Source organism: Actinoplanes auranticolor, from assembly GCF_018332655.1.
Classification (GTDB): Bacteria; Actinomycetota; Actinomycetes; order Mycobacteriales; family Micromonosporaceae; genus Actinoplanes; species Actinoplanes auranticolor.
On sequence record NZ_BOQL01000006.1, the window covers coordinates 196,885 to 223,730 of the forward strand.

General features: G+C 73.2%; 27 protein-coding genes and 1 pseudogene. 13 read left to right on the forward strand and 15 right to left on the reverse strand.

Features of this window, described 5'->3' with window-relative positions; genetic code table 11:
* Window positions 1-200 precede the first annotated feature (200 nt).
* Window positions 201-2,867: a M14 family zinc carboxypeptidase gene (locus Aau02nite_RS03885; RefSeq protein WP_246594871.1), complete on the forward strand. Its 2,667-nt coding sequence runs from the start codon at window positions 201-203 to the stop codon at window positions 2,865-2,867.
* 180 nt (window positions 2,868-3,047) lie between these two features.
* Here the strand turns inward: Aau02nite_RS03885 and Aau02nite_RS47805 are convergent.
* The 3 genes and pseudogenes from Aau02nite_RS47805 to Aau02nite_RS03900 form a co-directional block, all read right to left on the reverse strand.
* Window positions 3,048-3,383 (reverse strand): annotated as a pseudogene (locus Aau02nite_RS47805) (DedA family protein); the annotation flags it as partial.
* Window positions 3,384-3,776: 393 nt separating this feature from the next.
* Window positions 3,777-4,022, reverse strand: a complete 246-nt coding sequence (locus Aau02nite_RS03895) for a PspC domain-containing protein (RefSeq protein ID WP_212986906.1) — start codon at window positions 4,020-4,022, stop codon at window positions 3,777-3,779.
* A gap of 140 nt (window positions 4,023-4,162) precedes the next feature.
* Window positions 4,163-5,671: an FAD-dependent oxidoreductase gene (locus tag Aau02nite_RS03900; RefSeq protein WP_281420954.1), complete on the reverse strand. Its 1,509-nt coding sequence runs from the start codon at window positions 5,669-5,671 to the stop codon at window positions 4,163-4,165.
* 388 nt (window positions 5,672-6,059) lie between these two features.
* On the opposite strand from Aau02nite_RS03900, the gene Aau02nite_RS03905 reads away from it, so the two are divergent.
* Window positions 6,060-7,454, forward strand: a complete 1,395-nt coding sequence (locus Aau02nite_RS03905; protein WP_212986907.1) for a PepSY-associated TM helix domain-containing protein — start codon at window positions 6,060-6,062, stop codon at window positions 7,452-7,454.
* A gap of 117 nt (window positions 7,455-7,571) precedes the next feature.
* Here Aau02nite_RS03905 and Aau02nite_RS47255 read toward each other — a convergent pair whose 3' ends face one another.
* A complete protein-coding gene (locus Aau02nite_RS47255) occupies window positions 7,572-8,255 on the reverse strand; it encodes a DivIVA domain-containing protein (RefSeq protein WP_212986908.1) in 684 nt (227 codons plus the stop codon).
* Between the two features lie 116 nt (window positions 8,256-8,371).
* Window positions 8,372-9,757, reverse strand: a complete 1,386-nt coding sequence (locus Aau02nite_RS03915; protein ID WP_212986909.1) for an AI-2E family transporter — start codon at window positions 9,755-9,757, stop codon at window positions 8,372-8,374.
* A 202-nt stretch (window positions 9,758-9,959) separates the two neighbouring features.
* Between Aau02nite_RS03915 and Aau02nite_RS03920 the strand changes: the two genes are divergently transcribed.
* The 5 genes from Aau02nite_RS03920 to Aau02nite_RS03940 are packed head-to-tail and all read left to right on the forward strand — an operon-like array spanning window position 9,960 to window position 14,611.
* Entirely contained in the window at window positions 9,960-10,661 is a 702-nt protein-coding gene (locus Aau02nite_RS03920; RefSeq protein WP_212986910.1) for a ThuA domain-containing protein, read from the forward strand.
* Window positions 10,646-11,740: a Gfo/Idh/MocA family protein gene (locus tag Aau02nite_RS03925; protein WP_212986911.1), complete on the forward strand. Its 1,095-nt coding sequence runs from the start codon at window positions 10,646-10,648 to the stop codon at window positions 11,738-11,740. Before Aau02nite_RS03920 ends, Aau02nite_RS03925 begins: the two co-directional genes overlap by 16 nt.
* Window positions 11,740-12,870, forward strand: coding sequence for a LolA-like protein (locus Aau02nite_RS03930; protein ID WP_212986912.1), 1,131 nt, complete (start codon window positions 11,740-11,742; stop codon window positions 12,868-12,870). The genes Aau02nite_RS03925 and Aau02nite_RS03930 overlap by 1 nt, the downstream gene beginning before the upstream one ends.
* Window positions 12,867-13,781 carry an ABC transporter ATP-binding protein gene (locus Aau02nite_RS03935; RefSeq protein ID WP_212986913.1) on the forward strand — a complete coding sequence of 305 codons (915 nt, stop codon included), beginning with the start codon at window positions 12,867-12,869 and terminating at the stop codon, window positions 13,779-13,781. The genes Aau02nite_RS03930 and Aau02nite_RS03935 overlap by 4 nt, the downstream gene beginning before the upstream one ends.
* Window positions 13,778-14,611 carry an ABC transporter permease gene (locus tag Aau02nite_RS03940; RefSeq protein ID WP_212986914.1) on the forward strand — a complete coding sequence of 278 codons (834 nt, stop codon included), beginning with the start codon at window positions 13,778-13,780 and terminating at the stop codon, window positions 14,609-14,611. Before Aau02nite_RS03935 ends, Aau02nite_RS03940 begins: the two co-directional genes overlap by 4 nt.
* Here Aau02nite_RS03940 and Aau02nite_RS03945 read toward each other — a convergent pair.
* The gene (locus tag Aau02nite_RS03945; RefSeq protein ID WP_246594874.1) at window positions 14,608-15,375 is read right to left on the reverse strand and encodes a lipase family protein; all 768 of its coding nucleotides are present in this window, start codon (window positions 15,373-15,375) and stop codon (window positions 14,608-14,610) included. The genes Aau02nite_RS03940 and Aau02nite_RS03945 overlap by 4 nt on opposite strands.
* 46 nt (window positions 15,376-15,421) lie before the next feature.
* Here Aau02nite_RS03945 and Aau02nite_RS03950 point away from each other — a divergent pair, with 46 nt between their 5' ends.
* Window positions 15,422-16,459, forward strand: a complete 1,038-nt coding sequence (locus tag Aau02nite_RS03950) for a Gfo/Idh/MocA family protein (protein WP_212986915.1) — start codon at window positions 15,422-15,424, stop codon at window positions 16,457-16,459.
* 7 nt (window positions 16,460-16,466) lie between these two features.
* On the opposite strand, the gene Aau02nite_RS03955 is transcribed toward Aau02nite_RS03950, so the two are convergent.
* Genes Aau02nite_RS03955 through Aau02nite_RS03965 form a run of 3 tightly spaced genes read right to left on the reverse strand, consistent with a single transcriptional unit; the run spans window position 16,467 to window position 18,879 of the window.
* Window positions 16,467-17,543, reverse strand: a complete 1,077-nt coding sequence (locus Aau02nite_RS03955) for an amidoligase family protein (RefSeq protein WP_212986916.1) — start codon at window positions 17,541-17,543, stop codon at window positions 16,467-16,469.
* Window positions 17,540-18,364 carry a hypothetical protein gene (locus Aau02nite_RS03960; RefSeq protein ID WP_212986917.1) on the reverse strand — a complete coding sequence of 275 codons (825 nt, stop codon included), beginning with the start codon at window positions 18,362-18,364 and terminating at the stop codon, window positions 17,540-17,542. Before Aau02nite_RS03960 ends, Aau02nite_RS03955 begins: the two co-directional genes overlap by 4 nt.
* Window positions 18,361-18,879 (reverse strand): SigE family RNA polymerase sigma factor, encoded by a 519-nt coding sequence (locus Aau02nite_RS03965; RefSeq protein ID WP_212986918.1) that lies wholly within the window; start codon window positions 18,877-18,879, stop codon window positions 18,361-18,363. The genes Aau02nite_RS03960 and Aau02nite_RS03965 overlap by 4 nt, the downstream gene beginning before the upstream one ends.
* Window positions 18,880-19,118: 239 nt before the next feature.
* On the opposite strand from Aau02nite_RS03965, the gene Aau02nite_RS47260 reads away from it, so the two are divergent.
* A complete protein-coding gene (locus tag Aau02nite_RS47260; RefSeq protein ID WP_281420955.1) occupies window positions 19,119-19,244 on the forward strand; it encodes a hypothetical protein in 126 nt (41 codons plus the stop codon).
* A 6-nt stretch (window positions 19,245-19,250) separates the two neighbouring features.
* On the opposite strand, the gene Aau02nite_RS03970 is transcribed toward Aau02nite_RS47260, so the two are convergent.
* Window positions 19,251-19,913 (reverse strand): winged helix-turn-helix transcriptional regulator, encoded by a 663-nt coding sequence (locus Aau02nite_RS03970; RefSeq protein ID WP_212986919.1) that lies wholly within the window; start codon window positions 19,911-19,913, stop codon window positions 19,251-19,253.
* A 61-nt stretch (window positions 19,914-19,974) separates the two neighbouring features.
* Here Aau02nite_RS03970 and Aau02nite_RS03975 point away from each other — a divergent pair, with 61 nt between their 5' ends.
* Window positions 19,975-20,655, forward strand: a complete 681-nt coding sequence (locus Aau02nite_RS03975; protein WP_212986920.1) for an alpha/beta fold hydrolase — start codon at window positions 19,975-19,977, stop codon at window positions 20,653-20,655.
* Window positions 20,656-20,662: 7 nt separating this feature from the next.
* On the opposite strand, the gene Aau02nite_RS03980 is transcribed toward Aau02nite_RS03975, so the two are convergent.
* Window positions 20,663-20,866, reverse strand: coding sequence for a hypothetical protein (locus tag Aau02nite_RS03980; RefSeq protein ID WP_212986921.1), 204 nt, complete (start codon window positions 20,864-20,866; stop codon window positions 20,663-20,665).
* 206 nt (window positions 20,867-21,072) lie between these two features.
* Here Aau02nite_RS03980 and Aau02nite_RS03985 point away from each other — a divergent pair, with 206 nt between their 5' ends.
* Window positions 21,073-22,674: an alkaline phosphatase D family protein gene (locus Aau02nite_RS03985; protein WP_212986922.1), complete on the forward strand. Its 1,602-nt coding sequence runs from the start codon at window positions 21,073-21,075 to the stop codon at window positions 22,672-22,674.
* A gap of 61 nt (window positions 22,675-22,735) precedes the next feature.
* On the forward strand, window positions 22,736-23,665 hold the full coding sequence (locus tag Aau02nite_RS03990; protein ID WP_212986923.1) for a diacylglycerol/lipid kinase family protein: 930 nt from the start codon (window positions 22,736-22,738) through the stop codon (window positions 23,663-23,665).
* Here the strand turns inward: Aau02nite_RS03990 and Aau02nite_RS03995 are convergent.
* From Aau02nite_RS03995 to Aau02nite_RS04005, 3 genes are read right to left on the reverse strand one after another with little or no spacing between them, the layout of a single operon-like run.
* On the reverse strand, window positions 23,662-24,246 hold the full coding sequence (locus Aau02nite_RS03995; protein WP_212986924.1) for a TIGR03086 family metal-binding protein: 585 nt from the start codon (window positions 24,244-24,246) through the stop codon (window positions 23,662-23,664). The two genes, Aau02nite_RS03990 and Aau02nite_RS03995, sit on opposite strands and share 4 nt — an antisense overlap.
* Window positions 24,233-24,715, reverse strand: a complete 483-nt coding sequence (locus Aau02nite_RS04000) for an SRPBCC family protein (protein WP_246594875.1) — start codon at window positions 24,713-24,715, stop codon at window positions 24,233-24,235. Before Aau02nite_RS04000 ends, Aau02nite_RS03995 begins: the two co-directional genes overlap by 14 nt.
* On the reverse strand, window positions 24,648-25,070 hold the full coding sequence (locus Aau02nite_RS04005) for an ArsR/SmtB family transcription factor (RefSeq protein ID WP_212986925.1): 423 nt from the start codon (window positions 25,068-25,070) through the stop codon (window positions 24,648-24,650). Before Aau02nite_RS04005 ends, Aau02nite_RS04000 begins: the two co-directional genes overlap by 68 nt.
* 154 nt (window positions 25,071-25,224) lie before the next feature.
* Between Aau02nite_RS04005 and Aau02nite_RS04010 the strand changes: the two genes are divergently transcribed.
* Window positions 25,225-25,638: a rhodanese-like domain-containing protein gene (locus tag Aau02nite_RS04010; RefSeq protein WP_212986926.1), complete on the forward strand. Its 414-nt coding sequence runs from the start codon at window positions 25,225-25,227 to the stop codon at window positions 25,636-25,638.
* Between the two features lie 8 nt (window positions 25,639-25,646).
* On the opposite strand, the gene Aau02nite_RS04015 is transcribed toward Aau02nite_RS04010, so the two are convergent.
* Complete coding sequence (locus tag Aau02nite_RS04015; RefSeq protein ID WP_212986927.1) at window positions 25,647-26,840, reverse strand: right-handed parallel beta-helix repeat-containing protein; 1,194 nt, start codon at window positions 26,838-26,840, stop codon at window positions 25,647-25,649.
* Window positions 26,841-26,846: the final 6 nt, after the last annotated feature.

The window sequence follows — 26,846 nt, forward strand, 5'->3', positions numbered from 1 at the left end:
CCCCTCGGCGAGCCGGTCCACAAGAGCCTGTCGCACTCGGCCGGAAGGCACATTGCGGTAAACCCCCTCATCTGCCGGGGGTTAACCCCACTGTCGGCAAGCCGGTGTGATGGCAGGATCGGTATGGCCGCCATCCACCGTCGTCATTGCGTGGACGAGGGTGGGCGCGAGAAGGTCGAGGGCACGACAAGGAGGTGCTTGTGGACTCATCCCGGGCGTTGACCGGACTCTGTGCCCTGCTGCTCGCCGTCGGAGCCGCCGCCGGCCCGGCTTCAGCCGCGCCGGCCGATCCCGCACCGGCCGGAGCCGCGCTGACCGATACCGCACCGGCCGGAGCCGCGCTGACCGATACCGCACCGGCCCGAGCCGCGCTGGCCGATCCGGCGCTGAAGGATCCCGCGCTGACCGATCCCGCGCCGGGAAGCCCGGCGACCAGGGAATTCGGCAACGGCCCGGAGCGCCACGAGGTAGCCGCGACGGCCCCCGAGCTCCGTGGCTCGGCCGCCACGCCGCTGAGCGCCACCCCGGACCAGCCGTGGACCCCGAAGCGCCAGGGCTACCCCCGGCAGACCGAGCTGAGGGTCTACCCGCAGGACCTCGCCGACAGGTCGATCAAGCTGGGCCTGGTGCCGTACCACGCGATCGCGCCGCGGCTCAACGCCCTGCAGGACGCCTCCGACCGGGTCTCCGCCGAGGTGGTCGGGCATTCCGCCCTCGGCCGCGACCTCTACCTCGTCACCGTGACCGCCCCGGAGTCGGCCGCCGAGGCCGCCCGGCAGGACCGCTGGCGGGCCCTCATCGAGAACGACCCGCGGGCCGCCGCGCGCGACCGGGCCCTGCACCGCGGCTACAAGACCCCGGTATGGATCAACGCGAACATCCACGGCGACGAGTGGGAGGGCACCGACGGCGCCCTGCGGGTGATCGAGCGCCTTGCCACCGCCACCGACCAGGCCACCGCCGCGCTGCTGCGGCGGACCAGGTTCTATGTGACCGTCACCAACAATCCGGACGGCCGGATCGCCGGGACCCGGGCCAACGGCGCCGGTTTCGACATCAACCGGGACCATGCGACCAGTTCGCAGCCGGAGTCGCGGGCCGTGCGCGACGTCGTCATCGCCACCCAGCCGCTCGTGATGCTCGACGAGCACGGCTACACCGGCACGACGCTGATCGAGCCGGCCACGCCGCCGCACGGGCAGAACTACGAGTACGACCTCTACATCAAGCACGCACTGCCGAACGCGCTGGGGATGGAGGCCGCGGTCAAGGGGCTGGGGTTGCCCGGGACCGAGAGCGTCGACATCCCGTTCCGGGACTACGCGCCGGGAGACTGGGACGACTGGCCGCCGATCTTCACCCCGATGTACGCCATCTATCAGGGCGCCGTCGGGCACACCGTGGAGATTCCGTGGCAGGTCAACCGGGCTGCGTACACCAGCCTGCCGGTCGAGGAGCTGCGCCGGCGGTCCGCGGTGAACACCGCCGTGGCCGCGGCCACGATCGAGGCCGCCCTGACCTACGCCGACACCCACCGGGCCTCGCTGCTCGCCGGTCAGATCGAGCAGTTCCGCCGCGGCTGGGCCGGTGCGCCCTCGCCGCGGATCCCGGACGGCTTCGTACCCGGCTTCGGCCCCGAGGACCGCTACTCGACCGAGTTCCCGCGCGCTTACGTCATCCCGGTCGGCGCGGGCCAGCGCTCGGCTCCGGCCGCTGCCCGGCTGGTCGACCACCTGGTGGCTCATGACGTACGGGTGACCAAGGCCCGCCGGGCCTTCTCGCTGAACGGCCGGCGTTACCCAGCCGCGTCCTACCTCGTCGACATGCACCAGCCCAAGCGCGGTCTGGCCAACGTGCTGCTCGAAGCGGGCCGGGACATCTCAGACCTGGTGCCGCAGATGTACGACATCTCCGGCTGGAGTCACCGCCTGCTGTGGGGCGCCTCGGTCGACATCAGCCGTGCGGCCGCGCCCAGGGTGAGCACCACGCCGGTCAGGGCCGCGTCCGCGACCGGGTCCGTCACCGCCGGCAAGGGCCGCGACCTGGCCCTGCTGCTGCGGGACCCAGCCGATGTCCGGGCCACGAACGCCCTGCTCGACCTGGGCGTCAAGCTGCGCCGCACCGACGCGGGCACCGTCGTGGTCCCGGCCGCGGCGCGCCCCGAGGCCGAGGTCCTGGCCCGGCGTTTCGGGGTACGGTTCACCGCCGCGCCGCGCGGCTCCGCCGGCACCCCGTTCACCCGGCCGGTGCTCGCCGCCGCCGTAGCTGCCGATGAGCTGTTCGCGTTGCGCGAGATGGGCTTCGAGGTACGCCCGGTTTCCACGGCCCTGCTGAACGCGGGTGCGGACCTGTCCGGCGTCGACGCCCTCGTGGTCTCCTCCGGCCTGTCGTACGCGCAGCTCACAGCGGCCGGCAAGGCGGCGGTCGACGACCTGCTCAGCCGTGGTGGCGTGGTGACGCGGGGCGCGACCGGCGCGGCCTTCAACGCGGCGGCGGGTCTGCTGCCGGGGACGGCGGTGGCCGGCCGCGGTGATGCCAACGGGGTCGTCGCGGTGCGCAACACCGGGGCGGTGATCGGCGCTGACGCGCTGCCGCACGCGTTCGTCTACTCGCCGATCTGGTTCACCGGCTCCGGTTTCACGGTGGAGCAGCGCTACGCCGCCGATCCACTGGTGGCCGGTCACTGGCTGCCGACCGGGCCCGGCGTAGGCGGGCCGGATCAGGCGGCCGGGCAGGCCTCGGTCGTCTCGGGCCGGACGGCCCGTGGTGGCCGGGCTGTGCTCTTCGGCACCGAGCCGCTGTTCCGCGCCCACCCCAAGGGTCTGTACGCCGAGTTCGCCCGCGCTCTCTACTGGGCTGCCGGCTAGCGCCGGGGCAGGGGACCGGCGGAAGAGGCGTACGACGAAGGGCACCACGCCGAGGCAGGTTGCCGCGACGGCGGTGAGCACGACTCCGACCCCACCGGTCGAGTCGGCGCTCGCCGTCGCCGCGCCGACCCCGGCGAACGTGCCGACCCACAACACCGTGCCCAGCGCCGACCAGCCGAGGAAGCGGCCGAACGGCATCCGCGCCACGCCCGCCACGATCGGCACGATCGCGTGGATGACCGCGACGAAGCGCACTGCCACCAGCGCGGGGGCGCCCCGTTCGCGCAGGTAGTCCTCGGCGCGGTCGAAGCGTTCGGCGCCGATGCGGCGGCCCAGGCGGGTGCTGCGCAGCCGGGTGCCGAAGACACGGCCGATCGCGTACCCGACGACCTGCCCGGTCAGCGCGCCCGCCGTGCCCGCCGCGACCGCCAGGGCGAAACCGCCCGGGCCGTGCAGCGAGGCGGCCAGCATGACCACGGACTCGCCGGGCACGAGCAGGCCGAGCAGGAACGTCATCTCGACGGCGGTCGAGAGGTACGTGAAGAGCAGGACCGACCACTCATCGAGCGTGGTCAGCCGGTCGACGAGAACGGTCGCGGCGTTGAGCAGGTCTGCGAGCACAGGTTCAGCCTTGTCGATCGCTGTCGCCGGGGATATCGGTTTTAGCCCCGAGAAACCCCTGATCCCGCCTCAGGGTGACCGACGACACGCGAGGAGGTGGGCGAGGACACGCGAAGAGATGGGCGAGGACGCGCGAAGAGATGGGCGAGGACGCGCGAAGAGGTGCATGGGGGACGCGCGAAGAGGTTGGTGGGGCGCACCAAGAGGTGGGAGGGGCACGCGAAGGCAGCCGGGGACATGGCAAGGCCCGGCCGCGAACGGCCGGGCCTTGCTGGACGAGCGGGGCGGTCAGGCCGCCGGCGGGAACGTCGTGGCGTAGGAGCGTTCCTCCGACGGCATCAGGAGCCACAGCACCGGGTAGATCAGGATCTGGCTGCCCGGGATGACGAACAGGGTCAGGACGAACAGCACCCGGGTCAGCCAGGGGTCCATCCCGAAACGCCGGGCCAGTCCCGCACACACGCCGGCGAGCATCCGGCCCTCGCGCGGACGGACCAGTCCCTGGCGGGCCATGGAGTCGTGGACGGTGTTCATGGTGTCTCGCTTTCCTTGCCGGTGGCGTCGAACTCGACCCTTGAACAGTCCCATCCGGCGGGCCGCAGATGCATCGGGGAACGACCCTGGCCGGTCCCTGAGCCACCGTCTCGGGGTCGAGCTGCGGGAAGCGAGGAGCGTCAGCGGTCCCGGGCCAGCAGGCCGCGCGGCGCCACCGACCACACCTGGTTCGGGCCCACGCCGTACCGCTCGATGATGGCGTTGACGGCCAGGATCGCCGAGCCGGCCGCGCGTTCCATCAGCGCCGACGGGAACGGCATCCGGACCCAGTCGCCGGCCAGGTACAGCCCGTCGGCGTCGGTGACCACCCCTGGGCGGCCGGCGTCGCTGCCCACGTTGAACGCGGGGGCGTCGTGGCCCACCCGCTCCTCGACGTGCAGGATCGTCATGTCGACGGTCTCCGGCCAGAGCCCGCCCAGCTCGGTCCACATCCGTTTGGTCAGCTCGGCCGCCTCCAGGCCGGTGGGCGCCGCGTACGCGTGCAGCTCGATGACCGACCCGCCGATGCGCCGCGCCCACTGACCGGCGGCGCGCTCGATGCGGTGGTACAGCGTGACCGAGTCCAGCGTCGCCTCCCGCGAGACGCTGCTGAAGACCGCGCGCTCCGGCCGGCAGTCGCGGTCGGTCCAGAGCCGGCTGACCGCGTACGGGGCGGTGGTCTCGACCGCGGCGAGCTGAGCTGCCAGCTCGGGCGCGTGCCGCTCCAGGCCGGGGGAGGCTGCCGCGATGGTACGGGCGGCGCCGGGATCGGCCGCCAGCACCACGTGGTCCGCGCTGAGCCGGCTGCCGTCGCCGAGCGTGACCGTCCAGCCCGGCTCGACGCTCTCGGCGGTCGTCCCGGTGCGGATCTCCCCGCCCAGCGCCTCGAACTGCCGGGCCAGCGGCGTCCAGATGGCGGTCTCGTAGTCCTGGTTGGGCGCGTCGAAGTCCAGGCCCTCCGGGTTGCGCAGGAAGTAGAAGTGGAACTGCATCAGCATCTCGGCCGCCGACATGTCCTCCTGGTGGTTGAAGAACGAGTGGGCGAAGACGTCGAAGAGCATGGCCCGGGCCCGCGGCGGCATGCCCAGCGCGTCGAGGAAGTCCTTGGCCGAGACGTCGTCGAAGCGCCGGTACGTCTCCTCGCGGTCGTAGTTCAGCAGCGGCAGGGCGGCGGTGCCGTCGAGTCCGCGCAGCTCACGCAGCCGCATGCTGGGGGAGCGGGCCAGCAGGGCCAGCAGGTTGGCCGGCGGGGTCTTGGGCAGCCCGGCGAAGCTCTCCTCGGGCCACTCCTGCGAGATGATCGGATAGCGCCCGGCCGGCTGCAGGAACGACAGCGTCGGGTCGATGCGGCGCAGTACGTTGCGCCAGTTGTAGTACTGCCGGAAGAAGCCGTGGAAGCCGTGCTCGACCATGTGCCGGGTGCCGTCGGGCAGGGTGCTCGGCCAGGCGGACAGCCGGCCACCGAGCTGGGCGGCCCGCTCCAGCAGGGTCACGTGTACGCCGCGCTCGGCCAGCAGCAGGGCCGCGGTCACCCCGGCGATCCCGCCGCCGACGACCACCGCGGTCACCGGTGTGCCGACCGTGCGGGGCAGCTCCGGACGGGAGCGCACGACACGGTGGGCACGCTCGCCGCCAAGACGTCGGATCACGGTGTCAGGTCCCCCATCAGAAGTGCGAATGCGGGCCTACGCCCGTCCGACGACCTTACAACCGCAGTTCGCCCGGTTTTCCCGGCGCGGGCGGGAAATGACCGGCCCGTGGCGGGAACTGATCGGCCGCGCCGGCCGACCTGTCTGCCGGACGCCGAACGCCTCGGCTGCCACTTCCGCCCCGACCGCGCCGCCGACACCGGGATCGACCGACGACGATTCCCGCAGCAGCGTCACCGACCCGCCCAGGACAACCGACGACGATTCCGCGAGAGCGTCGCCGGCCCGCCCCGGGCAGCCGATAACGATCCCTGCGGCCGCGCGCCGACCCCCGAGGACAGCCGATGACGATTTCCGCAGCCGAGCCGCCGACCTCCGAGGACAGCCGATGACGATCACCGAGGAGGCCACGCCGGATGCCGGCACCCGCGGCCCCCAGCCCCGGCGCCCGTCCGCGTTCGGCGCGCTGCTGCTGCGCCTGCACTTCTACGCCGGCGTCCTGGTCGCGCCGTTCCTGCTGGTGGCGGCGGTGACGGGGCTGCTCTACACGATCACCCCGCAGCTCGACGCGAGCCTCTACCGCGACCAGCTCACCGCCGCGTCCGGCGGGGACGGGCCGGCGCTGCCACTCGCGGACCAGATCGCGGCCGCCCGCACCGCGCACCCCGAAGGGACCCTGTCGGCCATCCAGCCCGGATCGGGCGACGGCACCACCCGGGTCGTGTTCTCCCAGCCCGAGCTGGGCGAGAAGCAGCACACCGTGCACGTCGACCCGGCGACCGGCCGGGTGCAGGGCACCCTCACCACCTGGTTCGGCTCGACCCCGGCCACCACCTGGCTGGACGACCTGCACCGCAACCTGCACCTCGGGGCGGCCGGCCGCTTCTACTCCGAGCTGGCCGCGAGCTGGCTGTGGGTCATCGCGCTGGGCGGCGTCGTGCTGTGGTGGCGGCGTTCCCGCGGCAAACGCCTGCTCGTGCCGGACCTGTCCGCCAAGGGGGTGCGGCGCACCCGGAGCTGGCACGCGGCGACCGGGCTGTGGCTGGCGGTGGGCCTGGTGATCCTGTCCGCCACCGGCCTGACCTGGTCCCGGTACGCCGGCGGCAACTTTACCGCGGTGCTCGACACCTTCGACGCCCATCAGCCGGAGCTGGTCACCGCCGTTGCCGCCGAGCCGGCCGGCGGGCACCACGGTGGCTCGGCGGCACCGGCTGCGCCCGTCGATCCGGCCGCGGCCGACACCGTGTGGAGCGTCGCGCGGCAGCACGGGATGACCGGCCCGGTCGAGCTGGCCGTTCCGGAGGAGGCGAACGCGGCGTGGACGGTGGCCGGCGTCGACAACACCTGGCCGGTCGGCCTGGACCGGGTAGCCGTCGACCCGCAGACCTCGGCGGTGGTGGCCCGCAGCGACTTCGCCGACTGGCCGGTGCTCGCGCAGCTCAGCAAGCTGGGCGTGCAGGCCCACATGGGCGTGCTGTTCGGCGTGGTCAACCAGGTGCTGCTGGCCGCGCTGGCCCTGGGCCTGATCTGCGTGATCGTCTGGGGCTACCGGATGTGGTGGCAGCGGCGGCCGACCCGGGATGGCCGCCGGGCGGTGGTGGGTACGCCGCCGGCCCGCGGTGCCTGGCTGGGGCTGCCCGGCTGGGCCGTCGCGGTCGGCGTGCCGTTGGTGTTCGCCCTGGGCTGGGCGTTGCCGCTGTTCGGCGTACCCCTGGCGGTATTTCTGCTCGTGGATGCGATCGCCGGCGGCCTTCGGGCGAGAAGGGTGGCTCCGCGAATGTGACAGGGAGCACCTACCGGGCGGCGTCGGCGGTGACCACCGGGATCACCGCCGTCGCGGCGCAGCCGGAGCCGGCCGGCGAGCACCTGCGGCGCCGCGACGCCCGGCGGGTGCAACGGGCTAGCTCGCTCCGGGGGAGCTGTTCAGCTCCTGGAGCTGCTGGCTGATGTGGCTGTCCAGCGCCGCCTGGTAACTCTGCGCGAGCTGGCCCAGGCGCTCGATCTCGTCCAGCAGGGCGGCGCGTTTGGTGCCCAGGCTGTTCATCGCCTCGCTGTGGTTGCGACGTGCGTCACCCTCGATCGTGCCGGCCTTGAGCTGGGCCTCGCTGGTGATCTGCTCCGACTTGTTACGGGCGTTGGCCAGCAGCGTCTCGGACTCCTGGCGGGCGTCGCGCATGTGGTCGTCGGCCGTGCGCTGAGCCATCATCAGGACCCGGGCGTTGCGGTCCTCGCTGTCCGGGGAGTGCGTGGGTGCGGCCGGTGCCTGGTTGCGGGCCTGCTCGAGCTGCGCCTGCATACTGCGGGCGTTCTGCTCGGCCCGCGCGCGGGCCTCCTGCATGCGCTCCAGCTGGGCCGTGATGTCGGAGAACTCCGAGCTGAGCACCATGGTCGAGGCCGCGGGGCCGGGACCGCCCGGGCCGCGCTGGACCTGACCGTGCAGGGCGCCGTTCTCCTCCAGCAGGCGGATCAGCTCCTGCTCGACCTCGTCCAGGAAGGCGTCGACCTCCTCCTCGTCGTAGCCGCGCTTGCCGATCGGCGGCTTCTTGAAGGCCATGTTGTGGATGTCAGCGGGAGTTAACGGCATCGTGCTCCTTGGATCATGTCTGTTCAGGTTCTGCGCATCGATCCTACGCACGATGTCACGGCGGGCGACGTGGGCGTGATCACCCGGCCGCGACGGCGGGCCGGGTTGCGCGCGCCTCAGGGGGTCCGGGCGGCCGGTGCCGGCTCGTCGTGGGTGACCGAGGTGTCCGCGGGCGGGGGCTCGGCCGGGTCCGTCCGGCGTTCGGCGTCCTCCACCCGGTCCTCGGCCTCGGCGGTGCCGTCGTCGGTCGATTCGGTGCCCGGCGGCTTGCGGTCCGGGGTTGGGTCGCCGCTCGGGTGCCGGACCAGGTAGCGGATGGCGGTGTTGAGCACGGCCAGCAGCGGGACGGCGATCAGGCCGCCGACGATGCCGGCGACGACGATGCCGGTCGCGATGGCCAGGATCACCGCCAGCGGGTGCAGGGCGACCGCCCGGCCCATGATCAGCGGCTGCAGCACGTGGCCCTCGAGCTGCTGGACGGCGATGACCACGGCCAGCACGATGAGCGCGGTGACCGGGCCGTTGGCGACCAGGGCGACCAGGATCGCGACCAGCCCGGTGATGGTCGCGCCGACCACCGGGATGAATGCGCCGAGGAAGACCAGGGCGGCCAGCGGCAGGGCCAGCGGCACCTGCAGCACGAACAGGCCGATGCCGATGCCGACGGCGTCCACGAACGCCACCAGCACCGTGGCGTGCACGTACGACACCAGCGTGTGCCAGGAGTAGTGCCCGGCCCGGGCGGTGGGCACGCGGGCCTCGCGGGGCAGCAGCCGGCACAGGAAGGACCAGATCTGGCCGCCGTCGCGCAGGAAGAAGAACAGCGTGAACAGCACCAGGAAGAAGCCGGTGACGACCTCGCCCAGCGTGGTCGCGGTGCTCAGGGCACCCGAGGTCAGCGCGCCCTGGTTCTGGGTGATCGCCTGCTGGACCCGGTCGACGTACTGGCTGACCTCGGCGTTGGACAGGTGCAGGGGACCGCGCGACAGCCAGTCCTGGACCTCGTTGATGCCGTCGCTGACCTGGGCGGACAGGTCGTCGATCTGGGAGATGAAGGTCCGCACGATGAGGCTGAGCCCGCCGAAGACCAGCAGCAGCGCGGCGATGAGCACCAGCCCGGCGGCCAGCGACCGTTTCATCCCGCGCTTAACCAGCGCGGCGGCGGCCGGCTGGAACAGAGCGGCCAGCAGCAGCGCGACCACCACCGGGATGATGACCACGTGCAGCAGCCCGACGACCCGCAGGAACAGGTACGCCGCGGCGACGAACAGGATGAACCGCAGCGCCCAGGCGCCGGCCGTCCGCACGCTGCGGGGCAGGACGTCGTCGGTGCTGGGGCGCTGCTCCTGCACGACCAGCACCGGGGTGGCGGGCTCCTGGAGGTCACCCGGCACGAACGGCGGGGGAGCGTTACGGGCCGCGGCCGCCGCGAGCCGTTCGCGCGTCCGGGACCGCAGGGTCCCGGCCCAGGTACCTCTCCCCGCGCTGGGCGTACCTGTCATCGGATCCTCCAGATGGTGCTGAACCACTCCGGCCGAACCGGCCGGGCAGCATGTAACTGCCCGCATCGGAGTGGATTCACGCGTCCGGCAACGCGGTTTCCCGGCAGCGGGAATGACCGGCCCGGCAGCGGGCAGTCGGAGACGGTGCCGCGCTGCGGGCGGTGGTTAGGCTGGCTGTGGATCGTGGCACGAGAGGGGACAGATGACATCTCAGCGGCGCGCACTCGTCGTCCGGGGTGGATGGGCCGGGCACGAGCCGGTCAAGGCCACCGACCTGTTCATTCCGTACCTGCGCGAGCAGGGTTTCGCCGTGGAGGTGGCGGACTCGCCGGCCCCGTACGCCGACGCCGCGCTGATGGCGGTCACCGACCTGGTGGTGCAGTGCATGACCATGGCGACGATCTCCGGCGAGGAGGTCGCCGGCCTGGTGTCCGCGGTGCAGGCCGGCACCGGCCTGGCCGGCTGGCACGGCGGCATCGCCGACGCCTACCGCGCCAGCGCCGACTACCTGCAGCTCATCGGCGGGCAGTTCGCCGCGCACGCCGCCCGGGAGGCACCCGGTGAGCGCACCGGCGACCAGTCCGACAACTACGTCGAGCACCGGATCACCATGACGCCGGCCGCCGCGGGGCACCCCGTCACCGAGGGCCTGGCCGACTTCAACCTCGATACCGAGCAGTACTGGGTGCTGACCGACGACTACAACGACGTGCTGGCCACCACCACGACCGCGCCCCGGCCGTGGGCGCCCTGGCAGCGGCCGGTGACCTGCCCGGCGGTGTGGACCCGGCAGTGGGGCCGGGGCCGGGTGTTCGTCGCCACGCCCGGGCACACCGTCGAGGTCCTGCAGGACCCGAACGTGCGGACCATCGTGGAGAGAGGACTGCTGTGGGCGAGTCGTTGAGAGTCGGCATCGTCGGCGCCGGCAAGATCAGCGGCCAGTACAGCGCCACCCTCGCCCGGCTGTCGCAGGTGACGGTCACCGCGGTGGCCGACCTGGACCCGGGCCGGGCGCAGCTGCTGGCCGGGCAGCATCCGGGAGCCCGGGCGGTGAACCTGCCCGAGCTGTACGCCGCACCCGACGTCGACGTGGTGCTCAACCTGACCACACCGAACCAGCACGCCGCCGTGGCCCTGGCCGCGATCGCCGCCGGCAAGCACGTCTACGGCGAGAAGCCGCTGGCCGCGACGGGTGCCGACGGGGTCGCCGTGGTCGAGGCGGCGGCCGCCGCCGGGGTCCGCGTCGCCTGTGCCCCCGACACCGTGCTGGGTACGGGCGTGCAGACCGCCCGGGCCGCCGTGGACGCGGGCGAGATCGGCGTCCCGCACGCGGCCACCGCCTTCATGACCGGTCCCGGCCACGAGCGGTGGCACCCCGACCCCGAGTTCTACTACCAGCAGGGCGGCGGTCCGCTGCTGGACATGGGCCCCTACTACCTGACCTCGCTGGTGCAGCTGCTCGGCCCGGTCCGCCGGGTGATGGGCATGTCGTCGCGGCCCCGCCACGAGCGCACCATCGGCGACGGCCCGCGCGCCGGTACGGCCTTCGCGGTCGACGTCGACACCCACGTCACCGGCGTCCTGGAGCACGAGAGCGGCGCCTTGACCACGCTGATGATGAGCTTCGACATCTGGGCCGCCCGTCTGCCGCGGATCGAGCTGTACGGTTCGCGGGGCTCCCTGTCGGTGCCGGATCCCAACTACTTCGACGGCGACGTCCGCCTGTTCACCGCGGGTGGCGAGAGCTGGCGGGTGCTGCCCCCGGCGGCGGGTTACGCCGATGCGGGCCGCGGTGTGGGTCTGCTGGACCTCGCCGAGGCGCTGGTCGAGGACCGGCCGCACCGCGCCGCCGCCGATGTCGCACTGCACGTGCTGGACGTGATGGAGGCGATCCAGCTGAGCGCGCGTGGCGGCTCCTCGGTGTCGGTGCGCACCACCTGCCGGCGTCCGGACCGCATCTCCGGTGTGCTCGACCTCGGCTGATGAGGCAGCTGACGGGCGCCGGCCGGACGGTGGTGGCGGGGCAGGCCCGGCGCCGGTGCAGCGTCGTGCTGGCTGTGGTCGTCGTGCTGGGCGCCGTACCGGTGCTGCTGGCCCACCGGCCGGTGCCGGCCACCGGGATCACGCCGGCCGCGCTGCGGGACCGGATCGCGGCCTCGGCCGGGCAGGTCCACCAGGGGTACGCGCAGAGCGCCGGAGCGCTGGGCCTGCCCGCGCTGCCCAACCTGGAGCAGGTCACCGCCCTGGTCAGCGGGACCACCGAGATGCGCGTCTGGCGCGGCGCCCGGGACCGGTGGCGGGTCGACGTCCTGGGGCCGGGCACCGAGCAGGGCCTCTACCAGCTGCCCGGCGAGCAGTACCTCTGGGACTACGGCGAGAGCCGGCTCACCCGGATCGTCGGGGAACAGCCGCTTCGGTTGCCGCGCGCGGCCGATCTGACGCCGCCGGAGCTGGTCCGCCGGCTGCTGAGCCTGGCCGCGGGTGACCGCGTCGAGCCGCTGCCCGGCAAGCGGGTCGCCGGGGTGGTCGCGGCGGGGCTGCGGGTCGTCCCGGTCGCGCCGGGGACCACCGTCGCGCACATCGACGTGTGGGCCGACCCGGACAGCGGGCTGCCCCTGCAGGCGGAGATCACCGCCCGGGGAGCCCGGCGGCCCGTGTTCGTCACCCGGTTCCTGGAGGTCTCGCTGACCGCCCCGGCCGCCGCGGTGCTGGACCCACCGGTTCCCGGGCCGGGCATCGGGGCCGCCACCACCTCGGCGGCCGACGTGCTGGCCGCGCTCGACCGCTGGGACTCGCTGACCCCGCCGGACAGTTTGGCCGGCTACCCCCGCCAGGACAGTGTCGACGGCGTGCCGGTCGTCGGCGTGTACGGCACCGGCCTGGCCCGGTTCGTGGCGCTGGGCCTGCCCGGCCGGCTCGGCGACGACGTGTTCGGTAACGCGGCCCGGTGGGGCCGCCGGCTGACCGTGTCCGGCGGCGAGGCCGTGCTCATCACGGCCGGCCTGCTCAACGTCCTCGCGGTACGGGCGGAGCGGACGTACCTGGTCACCGGGTTCGTGGACGCGCCGCTGCTGGAGCGGGTGGCCGCCGATCTCGCCGGAGGGACCGCATGATCATCACCAGGGACCTGACCAAGCGCTACGGCCACACCACGGCCGTACGGGAGGTCGGGCTGGAGGTCCGCGAGGGTGACCGCTACGGCCTGCTCGGGCCGAACGGCTCCGGCAAGACCACCCTGATCCGGATGCTGCTCGGGCTGGTCTTCGCCACCCGCGGCGAGATCGAGGTGCTGGGCCTGCCGGTGCCCCGGCGGGTACGGGAGGTGCTGCCCCAGGTCGGCGCACTGGTCGAGGGCCCGGGCATGTACCCGCACCTGCCCGGGCGCACCAACCTGAACCTCTTCGACGCGGCCGGGCCGGGCGGCGGGCGGCGCGACCGGCGGCGGCGGGTCGACCAGGCCCTCGAACGGGTCGGGCTGGCCGGTATCGACCGGCGGCCCGTCCGGGCGTACTCGCTGGGCATGCGGCAGCGGCTGGGCCTGGCCGCGGCCCTGCTGCGCACGCCCCGGCTGCTGATCCTCGACGAGCCCACCAACGGCCTGGACCCGCGCGGCATCCGGGAGATCCGCGACCTGCTGACCGAGCTGAACCGGGAGGGCACGACGGTGCTGCTCTCCAGCCACCTGCTGACCGAGATCGAGGCGTTCTGCAGCCGGGTGGGCGTCATGGACAGCGGCCGGCTGGTGCTCCAGGACGATCTCGCCGCGCTGCGCGCGCCCACCGGCCGGGTGGTGCTGCACACCCCGGACGCGGACCGGGTGATCGCGTTGCTCGACGGGCGGGTCGAGGCCCGCGACGGCGACCGGCTGACGGTACGCCACCAGGCCCCCGACGACCTCAACGCCGAGCTGGTCGGCGCCGGTGTGCGGATCGTCGAGCTGGCCGGCGAGCGGCGTTCGCTGGAACAGGTCGTCCTGGAGGCCACCACCACGAGCTCGGACCGCGTCGAAGGGGCCACGCCATGATCGGGGTCGAGCTGGCCAAGCTGTTCCGCCGCCCGCGCACGTACGTGATCGCGGCGCTGCTGTGCGCGCTGCCGTTCATCGTCGCGGTGTTCCTGGCGACCACCCGGATCCCGCCGCCGCCGGGACAGGGGGGTGCCTTCCTGTCCGCGGTGCTGAGCAACGGCGCGCTGTATCCGGCCGCCGCGATGGCCCTGGTCCTGCCGGTGCTGCTGCCGGTCTCCGTGGCCGTGCTGGCCGGGGACGCGGTGGCCGGCGAGGCGTCCGCGGGCACCCTGCGCTATCTGCTGATCCGTCCGGTGGGCCGGACCCGGCTGCTGGTGGCCAAGCTGGTCTCGCTGGTGGTGTTCGTGCTGTTCGCCATCGCGACCGTGCTGGTCACCTCCTACCTCACCGGACTGCTGCTGTTCGGCGCGGAGCCGGACAGCACCGGGGTCACGCTGCCGGCCGACGTCACCTCGTTGTCCGGCGTCACGATCACCCCGGCCGGGCTGGCCTGGCGGCTGCTCGCCACGGTCGCCTACATCACGGTGTCGATGCTGGGCGTGGCGGCCATCGCGCTGTTCCTGTCCACCGTCACCGACTCGGCACTGGGTGCGGCGATGGGGGCGCTGGCCGCGCTGGTCGTGAGCCAGGTGCTGGTGACCCTGGACGCGGCCGCCGCCGTCCGGCCGTACCTGCCGACCCGCTACTGGCTCGCCTGGATCGACTTCTTCCGGGAGCCGGTGCTCTGGCGCGACATCGAACGCGGCGCCGCCCTGCAACTGGTCTATCTGGTGGTGCTGCTCGGCGCGGCGTGGGCGAACTTCATGACCAAGGACGTGACCAACTAGGCGGGACAGCTCGCGGGCGCCGACCACGGTGTCGTCCCGAGCGCTTCCAGCACCAGGGCGGTGACGATCGGGTCGGTGGGCAACGCGCTGTGGGAGATGCGCGCGTCCGGGCACAGCGTCTGCACTGCCAGGTTGGTAGCGCCGTCCAGGCGGGCCGAGTCCGGTGGTTGCACGGTCTCGTCGTCGTCCGTCCAGAGCGACAGCCACGGCAGGCCGTCGGGCACCGGCTCCTCGTCGACGGTGTCGAGCAGCGCGCTGCCGGGGGCGAGCTGGCGGCACGCGGCCGGGCACGAGCCGGGGGCCAGTGCGGAGCCGGCGCCGGCGATCCGGGTGCCGTGCAGGGGCGAGCCGAGGGTGACGATGCGCCGGGCCGAGTCGGCGCTGCGGTGCCGGTCCACCCACAGCTTGACGGCGACCCCACCGGCGGAGTAGCCCACCACGTCGACCGAGGGTGCCCCTTCGTCCAGCGCGGCGCGCACGGCGGCGTCGACCGTACCGGCCTGGACGAGCAGGTCGCCGGTGCCCTCGCCGGGCAGGGTCAGGACCGACGCGGTGCGGCCCTCGGCGCGCAGCCGGGCCGCCAGTTGCGACAGGCCGGTCCGGCTGCCGCCGTACCCGGGGACCAGCAGGACCGGCCCGGGCCTGGCCTGATCCGGTCGGGCGACCGGATCCGCGCGGTTGATCAGGCGTACGCCCACCACCGCCAGCACCGCCAGCAGGACGGCGAGGGCGGCACCGAGCAGCAGACGGCGGCGTGGGGACACACTTCATCATGACTCGACGGCCGCGGCACCGTACTAGGATCGGCCGGTGACGTCGTTCGCGGTCGTCGGGGCGGGTTTCCGGGCCGCGGCGTACTGGCGGATCGCCACCCGGCTCGAGGGTCTGTCCTGTGTGGGCGCGGTGGTCCGCACGCCCCGCCGGCTGCCGGTCCCGGCGTACCGGTCGGTGGCCGAGTGTCTGGCCGGGGCCCGACCCGATTTCCTGGTCACCGCCGTGCCCCGTACGGTCAATCCGGACGTCATCGTCGCCGCCGTGCAGCGCGGGGTGCCGGTGCTCGCGGAGACGCCGCCCGCCGCCGACGCCGCGGGTCTGCGCGAGCTGTGGGCCGCCGTCGGCGAGTCGGGGCTGGTCCAGGTGGCCGAGCAGTATCTGCTCATGCCCACCCATGCGGCCCGGGCGGCGGTCGTCGACCGCGGGCTGATCGGCGCGCCGAGCCAGGTGCACGTCTCGTCGACGCAGCTCTACCACGCGGTGTCGCTGATCCGGGGCCTGCTCGGCACCGGCCGCGAGCCCGTCACCGTCCGGGCGACCCGGCACCGGGCCCCGCTGCTCGACCCGCTGAGCCGGGCCGGCTGGACCGGTGCCGCCGAGCCGGAGACGGCCACCACGACCATCGCCACACTCGACTTCGGCGCCGGCCGCCGCGGGCTGTACGACTTCACCGACAACCAGACCCGCAACCAGTTGCGCTTCCGGCGCCTGCTGGTGCGCGGCAGCCACGGCGAGCTGCGCGACGACGAGATCGTCCGGCTCGCCGGCCCGCGCACGATCGTGCGGACTCCGCTGGTGCGCGGCCGCGGCGCCCACGACCCGGACACCGCGCACATCACGCTGGGTGACGAGGTGCTCTTCCGCAACCCGTACGCCGGACCGCGTTTCAACGACGACGAGATCGCCACCGCCGCGCTGCTCGAGGCGACAGCCGCGTGGGTGCGCGGGGCCGGCCCGGAACCGTATCCGCTGGCCGAGGGTGCTCACGACCACCTGATCGGACTGGCGATCGAGGAGGCGGCCGAGACCGGTCGTACCGTCACGACGAGCACGCCGCCCTGGGGCACCGGCTGAGCCGCGGTCAGTGCGGCGCGTCCTCCCGATCGGCGAGCACGCGCGCCGCCATGTGCAGCAACTCCTCGACGGCGGCACCGGGGCCGGCCGGGGGAGCGGGCACCGGCTCCGGGTCCACGCAGCGATCGAGCAGTAGCTCCACGAGCGCGGCGCGGTGCAGGACGTCGTCCGCGGTCAGGGCGCCCGGCAGGATGCGGATCTCGATCGTGTCCCGGATCGGGGTGTCGGTGAGCAACTGGGTCAGGTTCACGTCGAAGAACTTGCTGAGCCCGCCGTCGGCCGCGGCCTTGCGCAGGTCGTCGGCGGAGGGCAGGCCGGCCACCGCCTCGACCAGCGGCTCCGGCAGCGGGGCGAGCCGCCGGCAGGCCGGGTTGGTCTGCAGCAGCAGCCGCAGCGGCTCGCGCCAGTGGGCGAACAGCCGGACGACGTTGGCCAGGGCGTGCGGCTCGCGGAACGGCGCCCCGTCCACGTGCATGTGCACGGCGGCCTCGCGCGGGACGGTGAAGCCCAGCTCACGGGCGGGACCGAGGAGCTCTTCCAGCGCGGCGCCGTGATCGGTGCTCAGCGGCGGCGTGACGATCTCGCACGGGCGCTCCCGCTCCCCGCCGTGCGGCGCGGCCAGCGCGATGGTCGCGCCGGAGACGTCGTCCAGCCGGTACACGTCGCCGTACCGGTGGACCTTGCTGCCCCAGAGCTGAGCGGTCGCGTCCAGCGCGGCGCCCAGTGTGCCGCCCGGGTCGCTGTGCGCCGCGAGCAGGCTCAGCAGGCGCGGGTCGTCGCTGAGGATGCGGAACCAGCCCGGCGGCGCGGGCGTGCGCGGGTCGAGGCCCGCCATCAGGGTGACGTCGTCCACCAGCGTGCACAGCGGTGAGCCGTCGGCCCGGCGTACCTCGAAGCCCTGTGTCAGGTGCAGGAACCGGCCCAGGCCCGGGACCAGGGACGGTTCGCTGTCGTGGTGCCACACCGGGTGGACCCGGCCGCCGCAGCGGTCGGCCAGGTCCCGCGCGAGAGTCCGCCGGCTGTGACCCGGCGGGGCCATCAGCTCGATCTCGAATCCCGTGCGCCGGTGCAGCGTGGCGGTCACGGCTTGAAGGGCAGAGAGTCGCCGGCCAGCAGGCGCTTGCCGCCCTCGACCTTGGCCGCGTACGGGTCGGCCAGCTTCCACGTCTTGGCCAGCTTGACCGCGTCGTCGTAGTCGTACCCGGCGGTGAAGAACTTGTTCACCCGGGCCGCCTCCTTGGCCTCGGCCAGGGCGCTGGGCTTGACCGGCAACTTCTTGTCGGCCAGCAGGCGCTTGCCGCCCTCGACCTTGGCCGCGTACGGGTCGGCCAGCTTCCACAGCTTGGCCAGCTTGACCGCGTCGTCGTAGTTGTAACCGGCGGCGAAGTACGCGTCGAGCTGCCTCTGTTCCTTCGGGTCGATCTCCTCGTCCGGCAGCGGGTCACCCGGCGTGGGCGTGATCGGCAGCGTCTCGCCGGCCAGCAGCCGGCGCCCGGCCTCGGCCTTGACCGTGTCGATGTCCCTCGACCGCCAGATGCCGGCCAGCTTGAGCGCGTCGTCGTAGTCGTAGCCCGCGGCGAAGAAGGCGTCGTACTGCTTCTCCAGCTCGGTCGCCGGCGACGGGGTGGAGGGTGCGGCCGGCGGGGCCATGTTCGGCATCGTGGCGGCGGCGCCGGCGTCGACGGACTGATTCTGCTGCTGTCCCGGCAGCAGGCCGGGCAGGCTGATCGCCCCCGCGATCAGGCTGACGCCCAGCACGGCGCCGCCGGCGGCCTGCATGCCCCAGCGGCGGCGCTGGTACGAGCGGGACAGCTCCTGCACCCGGCTGTAGACCTCGGCCGCGTCGGGTGCCAGATGTTCGTGCGTTTCAAAGGCGGTGCGGAGCTGGTCTCCGTGCTCGGTCACGACTTCTCCTCGGCGTGGATCCTGTGCTGGTGCTCCGACGAGAGCCGGAGTGTCTTGAGCGCCCTCGAAGCGTGGCTGCGCACCGTCGCCGGTGAACAGCCGATCAGATCGGCGATGGCATCGTCGTCGAGCTGCTCGTAATAGCGCAGCACGAGCACCGCCCGTTGCTTGCGCCCGAGCGCCGCCAGACGGTTCCACAGCTCGTCGGCCTCGACGACGTCGTGGGCGTGGTCGCGTACCCCGCCCCTCGCGTCGTCGATGTCGACCAGCCGTTCCCCCACGGCGTGCACGTTGCGCGCCGCCCAGCTGCGCCGCCACGACAGATACTCGTTGAGCACCATCCGGCGGACGTAGGCCTCGGGGGAGTCGGCCACGGTGATCCGCCGCCACCGGACCTGCGCTCTGGCCAGCACCTCCTGGACGACGTCCTGCGCCAGGTCACGGTCGCCGGTGAGGACGACCGCGTAACGCAGCAGACTGGGAAGCCGGGCCACCGCGAACTGCTCGAAGGTCACACCCTCTAGGACGGGTGCCGGGTGGTCGGTTGTGCACTCATGATCCGAACTTTTTCCCACGATGGTGTGCTCCCCGCGCCGGCGATGAAGTGGTCACGCACGGTGATGGCGGTGCACCGCGCCGCCGACTCTAGAGGTGCTCCGCACCCCCCGGCTGCGTTCTTCGCGATCGGTCCCTGCAACCGTCCTGCTGCTCGACGGCTCCCGGCGTGCCGCCCCGGGCCGTCCAGACTGGGCCCATGGTCGTCATCAGCCGGTGGAGCATCACCGACAAGCCGCAGGGTCGCCTCGACACCGCCCGCGAACTCGTCGCGGTCTGGGCTGTGCATCTGCGCCGGTCCTACCGGCTCATCCGCGGCGCCTGAGCCCGCTCAGGGCGCCGGGGCGGCCTCGGCCCGGGGCCGCGGGAACACCGTCAGCAAGCGGTCGGCGGCCTCCCGGTTCCCGCGAACGGTGACCAGCCCCGCGTCCTCAGCGGCGGCGAGAGTGCTGCCGCCGAAGATCAGCCTCCGGAACACCGTCGCGCTGGTCTCGATCACCGCGTCCGGCACCTGAGCCGGGCCCCGGGTCAGCGTGAACCGGCCCTCGCCCACCTCGGCCAGCAGGATGTCGCCGTCGAGCCGCAGCTCGCACCGGGCGGCCAGGGTGCCCGCCGCGGTCGCGTCGAAGGTCGTACGCATCGCGAGGGCCAGGGCGTCCACGCTCAGCGCCGCGGTCGAGGTCATCGGTGTGCGGCTGCCCCAGCGGCCCAGTGCCAGCAGGACCGGCTCGAGGCCGAGGCCGCGGTCGGTCAGCTCGTACACCTGGGCACTGGCCGGCGGCCCCAGCTGCCGGCGGCGCAGCACGCCGGCCCGCTCCAGCTCGGCGAGGCGCTGGGTCAGCATGCTCTGCCCGGCGCCGGGCAGGCCGCGGCGCAGCTCGCTGAAGCGTTTGGGGCCCAGCAGCAGCTCCCGGACGACCAGCAACGCCCACCGGTCACCGACGAGATCGAGCGCGCGAGCCACTCCGCAGGGGTCGTCGTAGGTCCGGGCCATGGCCCCATAGTATCGTTGCCGAACCTGAAGGTACGAAAACAGAACCACATGCGGAGGGTTCATGCCGACGACGCGCACTTACGTCCTGGTTCCCGGAGCCGGCGGCAGCGCCTGGTACTGGCACCGGCTCGGGCCGGAGCTCCGCCGTCGTGGCCACGAGGCGATCGCGGTCGAGCTGCCGGCCGCCGACGACCAAGCCGGCCTGCGCGACTACGCCGACGCCATCGTCACCGCCGCGGGAGACCACCGGCGGGTGGTGCTGGTCGCCCAGTCGATGGGCGGCCTCAGCGCCCCGCTGACCTGCGACCGCCTCGATGCCGAGCAGATCGTCCTGGTCAACGCGATGATCCCGGCGCCCGGCGAGACCGGCGGTGACTGGTGGACGGCGACCGGCCAGGAGCAGGCCCGCCGCGAGCTCGACCGGCGCGAGGGCCGCGACCCGGACGCGCCGTTCGACCCGCGCGTGATGTTCTTCCACGACGTGCCGGCGGAGGTCACCGAGCAGGGCCTGACGGTCGATCCGGGGCAGTCGGGCACGCCGTTCGGTGAGCCGTGGCCGCTGGACGGGTGGCCGGACGTGTCGACCCGGGTGCTCTGCGGACGGCAGGACAGGCTGTTCCCGGTCGACTTCCAGATCCGGGTGGCCCGGGAACGGCTGGGGGTCACGGCCGAGACCATGCCGGGCGGTCACCTGCTGGCCCTCAGCCGGCCGGCGGAGCTGGCCACCCTGCTCACCGCGTGATCAGGGTCTAGTCGGGCGGTCCCACCGGGGCGCCCTGCGCGGCCGGGCTGTCCGCGGCCTCGCCGGGAACGCCGGGTCCGCCGTCCTGCGCCCGGTGCGCCTCGTCGTAGGTGAGGTCGCCGGGGTTGCCGTTGTCCGGCTCCGTCATCGCGTCCGGGTCCATCGAGCCCGGGTCGGCCACACTGCTGAGATCGTCATGCGGGTTCGTCATGCCGGCGGGCTACCCTGGTCGGCGCGGGGGCATGCCCGCAGCCGGTGATGTTCACCGATCCTTCACCCGGGCCCACGTCGCACCTGCCGCATCCGTCAGGTCATCACCGGCCGGATACCTGCGCGTGGACTCAGCGTGGCCCGCGGTCCCTAGCGTCACCCGGCAGGGGCCCGGCGATCGTGCCGGTCCGGACCGCAGGAGGTCACATGCTCACCCGCCGTCAGCTGCTCACCGGCATCGCCGTCACCGCGGGAGCCGCCGCGCTGCCGGCCGATCCGGCCCGCGCCTCCGCGCACGCCGCCTCCGCCGCCGGACTGTTCTCCCTCGGTGTGGCCAGCGGCGACCCGCTGCCCGGCGGCGTCATCCTGTGGACCCGGCTGATGACCGGCGACGGCGGATCGGCCGCCGCCGGGTGGGCGCGCCGGCCCGTCGAGGTCGGCTGGCAGGTCGCCCGGGACGAGCGCTTCCGGCGGGTGGTGCGCAGCGGGCGTACGGTGGCCCGGCCCGAGCTGGCGCACTCCGTGCACGTCGACGCGCGGGGCCTGGAGCCGGGACACGAATACTTCTACCGCTTCCGGGCGCTGGGCGCGCTGAGCCCGGCCGGTCGCACCAGGACGGCCCCGCACCCGCGGCACGACGGGTCGAGCCTGCGCTTCGGCGTCGTCAACTGCCAGGACTTCCAGAACGGGTACTGGCCGGCGTACCGGGGTCTGGCCGATGAGGACCTGGACGTCGTGCTGCACCTCGGCGACTACATCTACGAGTACGACGCGAGCAGCCGGTTCGCCGACCGCCGGCACTCCGCCACCCGTACGCCGGGCCTCAACCAGCTGGTCACCCTGGCCGACTACCGCGACCGGCACGCGCAGTACAAGAGCGACCCGGCGCTGCAGGCGGCGCACGCCGCGTTCCCGTGGATCGTCACGTGGGACGACCACGAGACCGAGAACAACTACGCCGACCTGCTCGACGAGATCGACGACACCGGGGCGGCCCGGCAGACCCCGGCCGTGTTCGCCCGCCAGCGCGCCGCCGCCTACCAGGCGTACTACGAGCACATGCCGATCCGGGCCGACCTGCGCCCCGGGAGCACCGACCTGCGGATCTTCCGCCGCTTCGACTTCGGCCGGCTGGCCCGGTTCCACGTCCTGGACACCCGGCAGTACCGCAGCGACCAGCCGGGGGCCTTCCCCGGCGACTTCGGCCTCGCGGCGGCCGGCACGGCGAACGCCACCGGCACGCTCACCGGCGAGGCGCAGGAACGCTGGCTGCGCTCGGGGCTCGACCACTCCCCGGCCCGGTGGAACGTCATCGCCCAGCAGGTGATGATGAGCCGGATCAAGTTTCCCAACCCGGCTGGGCCGGTGCCGCCGCTGCTGGCCAACCTCGACCAGTGGGACGGTTACGCGCCGCAACGCGACCGGCTGCTGCGCCACCTCGCCCAGGCCCCGATCGCCAACCCCGTCGTGCTGGCCGGCGACATCCACTCCACCTGGATCAGCGAGCTGCGCACCGACTTCGACCGTCCGGAGCAGGCGCCGGTCGCCGCCGAGTTCACGGCCACCTCGATCAGCTCCGACTTCCCGGCGGCCTACGACGCCCCGCTCAAGGCGGTCAACCCCACCCTGAACCCGCACGTGCGGTACTTCGACGGCTCCCGGCGCGGCTACCTGCGCTGCCGGGTCGGGCGGGGCGAGTGGCGCACCGACGTGCGCACGGTCGAGACCATCGAGGTACGGCGTACGCCGGTGAGCACCAGTGCGTCGTACTCGGTGGAAGCGGGGACCTCGGCTGTGCACCCGTCCTGAGCTCACCCGCGGCGGAAAACCCAGATGACATCGCTTCGGACCCGTACGGGAAACTGCTCGGATGCGGACCAAGCAGGAGCTCACCGAGGCAGTCAAACGGGACCGGCGGGCGGCGCTCGTCGTCAACGCGCACTCCCGGCAGGGGATGCGGTTGTACGACGCCGCCCGGACCCGGCTGCTCGCGGCGGGGTTCACGTTGCTGGACGCGTACCCGGTGGACCGGCCCCGGGAGCTGGAGGCGATCCTCACCGCCGTCATCGACCGCGGCCCGGACCTGCTCGTCGCCGGCGGCGGCGACGGCACCATCAGCACGGCCGCCCGGCTGCTCGCCCACCGCGACATCGCCCTGGGCCTGCTGCCGCTGGGCACCACCAACAACTTCGCCCGCACGGTCGGCGTGCCGCTGGCCCTCGACGACGCCGTGACGACGCTGACCGACGGCAAGGTCATCGACGTCGACCTGGGGCTGGCCGGGGCGACCGCGTTCACCAACCACGTCGGTGTGGGACTGTCCGCCGACCTCATGCTGTCGGCACCGCGGCTGCTGAAACGGGTGATCGGCCGGACGGCGTACCCGATCACGGCTCTGGGTCTGCTGGCCCGGCACCGTCCATTGCGGATCGCCGTGCGCGCGGGCGGGCGGGAGCACACGTTCGTGACGCATCAGCTGTACGTGGCCAACGGCGGTTTCCACGCCGGGCGGCCGATCGCCGCTGACGCCCACGCCGACGACCGGCTGCTGGTGGCGTATCCGGTCGGTGGCCGGGGGCGATGGGGCCTGCTGCGGGAGACGGCGCGCAACGCGGCGACCGGCCACCGGCGCACGCTCGGCGAGGAGCCGTTCCTGGCGGTCGGCGAACTGTGGGTGGAGACCGACCGCCCGGCCCGGGTCGAGGTCGACGGCGAGCCGTCCGGCCGGACCCCGCTGCGGATCGGCCTGGACCCCAACGCGTTGCGCCTGATGGCCCCGGCCGACACACGTGACCTCTAGGGCCGGGTCACCTCGCTCCGCCAGGCCGGGTCGCGGCCGATGAAGCCCAGCAGCCGGGTCTGGACGTCCGCGTCGGCGGGTACCTCGACCCGGGCGCCGTACTGGCCGGAGGAGCGCATGACCTCTTCCATCTGCTCCATCCCGGCGAGCAGGCCGGCGCAGAAGGCCGGGTCCAGCCGGTCGTCCTGACCGGTGGCCCGGGACAGGTCCCAGGTGTGCATGAACACGTCCGAGGTGTAGAACCGGTCGATCGCGTCGGCCAGCGGCAGGCTGCCGAGGTGCGGGTTGCTGAGCTCCCGGTGCGCGGTCGCCGGATCGTCGAGCACCGCCTGCACGCCGTCGCAGTGCACCTGCCACGCGCGGACCGGGTCGTCGTCCACCGACGGGCCGCGGGGCAGGTCGATGGCGGCGCCGGCGGCGAGGAAACCGGGGAACCAGTCGGTCAGGTGCCGCACGACGTCGCGGGCGGTCCAGCCGGCCACCGGGGCCGGCACGTCCCAGGACCGGGTGCCGCGGACGCGGTCGGTGAAGAGGCCGGCGATCTGCCGGTGCCGCTCGGCGGGGATCTCAGACAGTGCCATCGTGGATCATCCTTTCCAGCTTCGCGTAACCCTGATCGACGCCGACCTCCATCCCACTGCGCAGCCACGAATCCCGGGCCTCGAAGCTGTCGACCAGCGACTGGCTGCGCAGTCGCGTGCGGCCGCCGCCCAGATCCTCGAACCACATCGTCGCCAGGGACACCCCGTCCGGATCGCCGTCGTAGGTGAAGGTCTGCACGATCCGGTCCGGCCGGACCTCGTGGAAGCAGCCGTGGAAGCCGTACTCCGTGCCGTCGCGCACCGAGACGTAGCGCCAGCTGCCACCGCTGGTGGCGTCCCAGTGCTCGATCCGGGTGGTCATGGCGTCGGGTCCCACCCACCGGGCGAACAGCACGGGGTCGGTGTGCGCGCGGAAGAGCTGTTCAGGTGTGGCTTCGAAGTCACGACTCAGCCGGATCACCGGCACTTTGGGGTCGGCCTCGATCGATGTCTGCGCGATCGTGGTCATGCTCGTCTCCCTTCATCTCGGCCGGCACGGCGTCGAGCTTCATCTCCGCCAGCACGGTGTCGAGGCGGCGGTAACGCTGCTCGGCGCGGGCCCGGTAGCGCTCGATCCAGTCATCCATCAGGTCGAAGACCCCGGCCTCCAGACGCACCGGCCGGGGCTGCGGCCCGCGGGGCCGGCTGACCAGCCCGGCGTCCTCGAGCACCCGCAGGTGTTTGTAGACGGCCTGCAGCGTCATCCGGTACGGCTCGGCCAGCTGGCTCACGGTCGCGTCGCCCTCGGCCAGGCGGGCCACCATGTCGCGGCGCGTCGGGTCGGCGAGGGCGGCGAACACCCGGGTCAGCGTGTCTCCGGTCATGGTCCCTGGTTTCAACTCATCGGTTGAAACGCACGGTAGACCGGGCCGGCCGGTACGTCAACGACCGCCGTTGCTGCCGTCTCCTCCCGCAAGCCGGTCCTTCGCGGAGATGCCTGGCCGTGCGCCGGTCCGGGGCCGGGGGAATGATCGGGGCATGACGATCACTGAGACGCGGGGAGTGGACGCCCTGCTGACCCGGGCCCGGGCCGGCCTGCGCCGGCTCGACCCGCACCAGTGCCTCGCGGCTGTCGCCGCCGGCGCGCTGCTCGTCGACACCCGCACCGAGAGTCAGCGGCGGGTGCAGGGGGAGCTGCCGGGGGCGCTGGTGATCGACCGTACGGTGCTGGAGTGGCGCCTCGACCCGGCGTCACCGGACCGGATCCCCGAAGCCACCGGATACGACCGGCACGTCATCGTGGTCTGCCGGCAGGGCTACAGCTCCAGCCTGGCCGCGGCCGGTCTGCAGGCGGTGGGACTGCGCCGGGCCACGGATCTGGCCGGCGGGGTCGAGGCGTGGCTGGCCGCCGGTCTGCCGATGACCGACGGCCCCGCCGACGTCCGTCTGTGAGGGGACGCTCAGATCCGGGCGCCCAGGTCGGCTCCGTCCGCCGGGCGCAGGAAGGGCGAGCTCGCGATGGCGCCGGTGGCGGTCCGCGGCCCGGTGATCACCGAACTGTCCGTGCTGGCCGGCGCGGGCACCGAGCTCAGGTTCCAGGAGTTGCCACTGCCGGTGGAACGGCCGGGCGCCACCGCGGTGCCGTTGCGGACGGACAGGTTCGCGGTGAGCCGCGACGTGCTGGAATCCACGTCGAAGCCGGTCTTCGGGTTCGCGTACGCGGTGTTGCGATCGAAGACCAGCGTCCCCGGGTTGCCGTTGTCGGTGAAGCCGTGCGCGGCGTTGCTGAACGCCATGCTGTTGCGGATCACGTGGTTGGCCGCGGGGTCGGGATCGCCGCCACCCATCTTGAAGCCGTTGCCGTCCCCGGCGAAGTCCGGGAAGTTCCACCGGTTGACCCCGTTGCCGTAGGCGATACTGCCCTCGACGGTGATCGGTGAGGTGAACATCCAGGCGTCGAACCCGTCGTCGACGTTGTTCCACAGCCGGGCGCCGCGGACCACGTTGCCGCTGCCGCTGCCCTCCTTGATGGCCAGGCCGTCGGCGCTCTCGCCGTTCTTGCGCGGGTCCCGGTTGAGGTAACTGTCCAGGTTGAGCACCAGGTTGTTGCTCGACGCGCCCTGGATCTGCAGGCCGGACTCGTAGTTGTCATGGGTCGACAGGCGTTCGAAGACGTTGCCGTTACAGCCGTCGCAGTAGAGCCCGTACGGGCCGTTGACCAGTTCCAGGCCGACCAGGCGCCAGTACGAGGCCTCCATGTGCACGGCGCCGCGCTGTGCCCGGGGGACGCTGCCGCCGACCGGGGCCGGGGTGTTGGGCAGGTCCTCACCGTCGATGACCACCCGCTCGGAGCCGTACCGGGTCAGGGTGATCGGCTGGCTCGCGGTGCCGCTGCGGGTGATCTGGATGTTGGTGGTCAGGGCGTAGGTGCCGCCGCGAACGGAGATGACCGTGCCGGGCTGGGCCAGGTCGACGGCCCGCTGGATGGTGCGCAGCGGACGGGCCTGGTCGCCGGCGTTGCTGTCGTTGCCGGTGGTGGCGACGAACAGGGGAGCCGGGGCGGCGGCGGTCGCGGGGGCCGGTGGGCCGAGCGTGACTCCGGCGGCGAGGGCGACGGCGACGGCCGCGAGCGTGGCGGTGCTGCGGGCAGGCATGGGGGA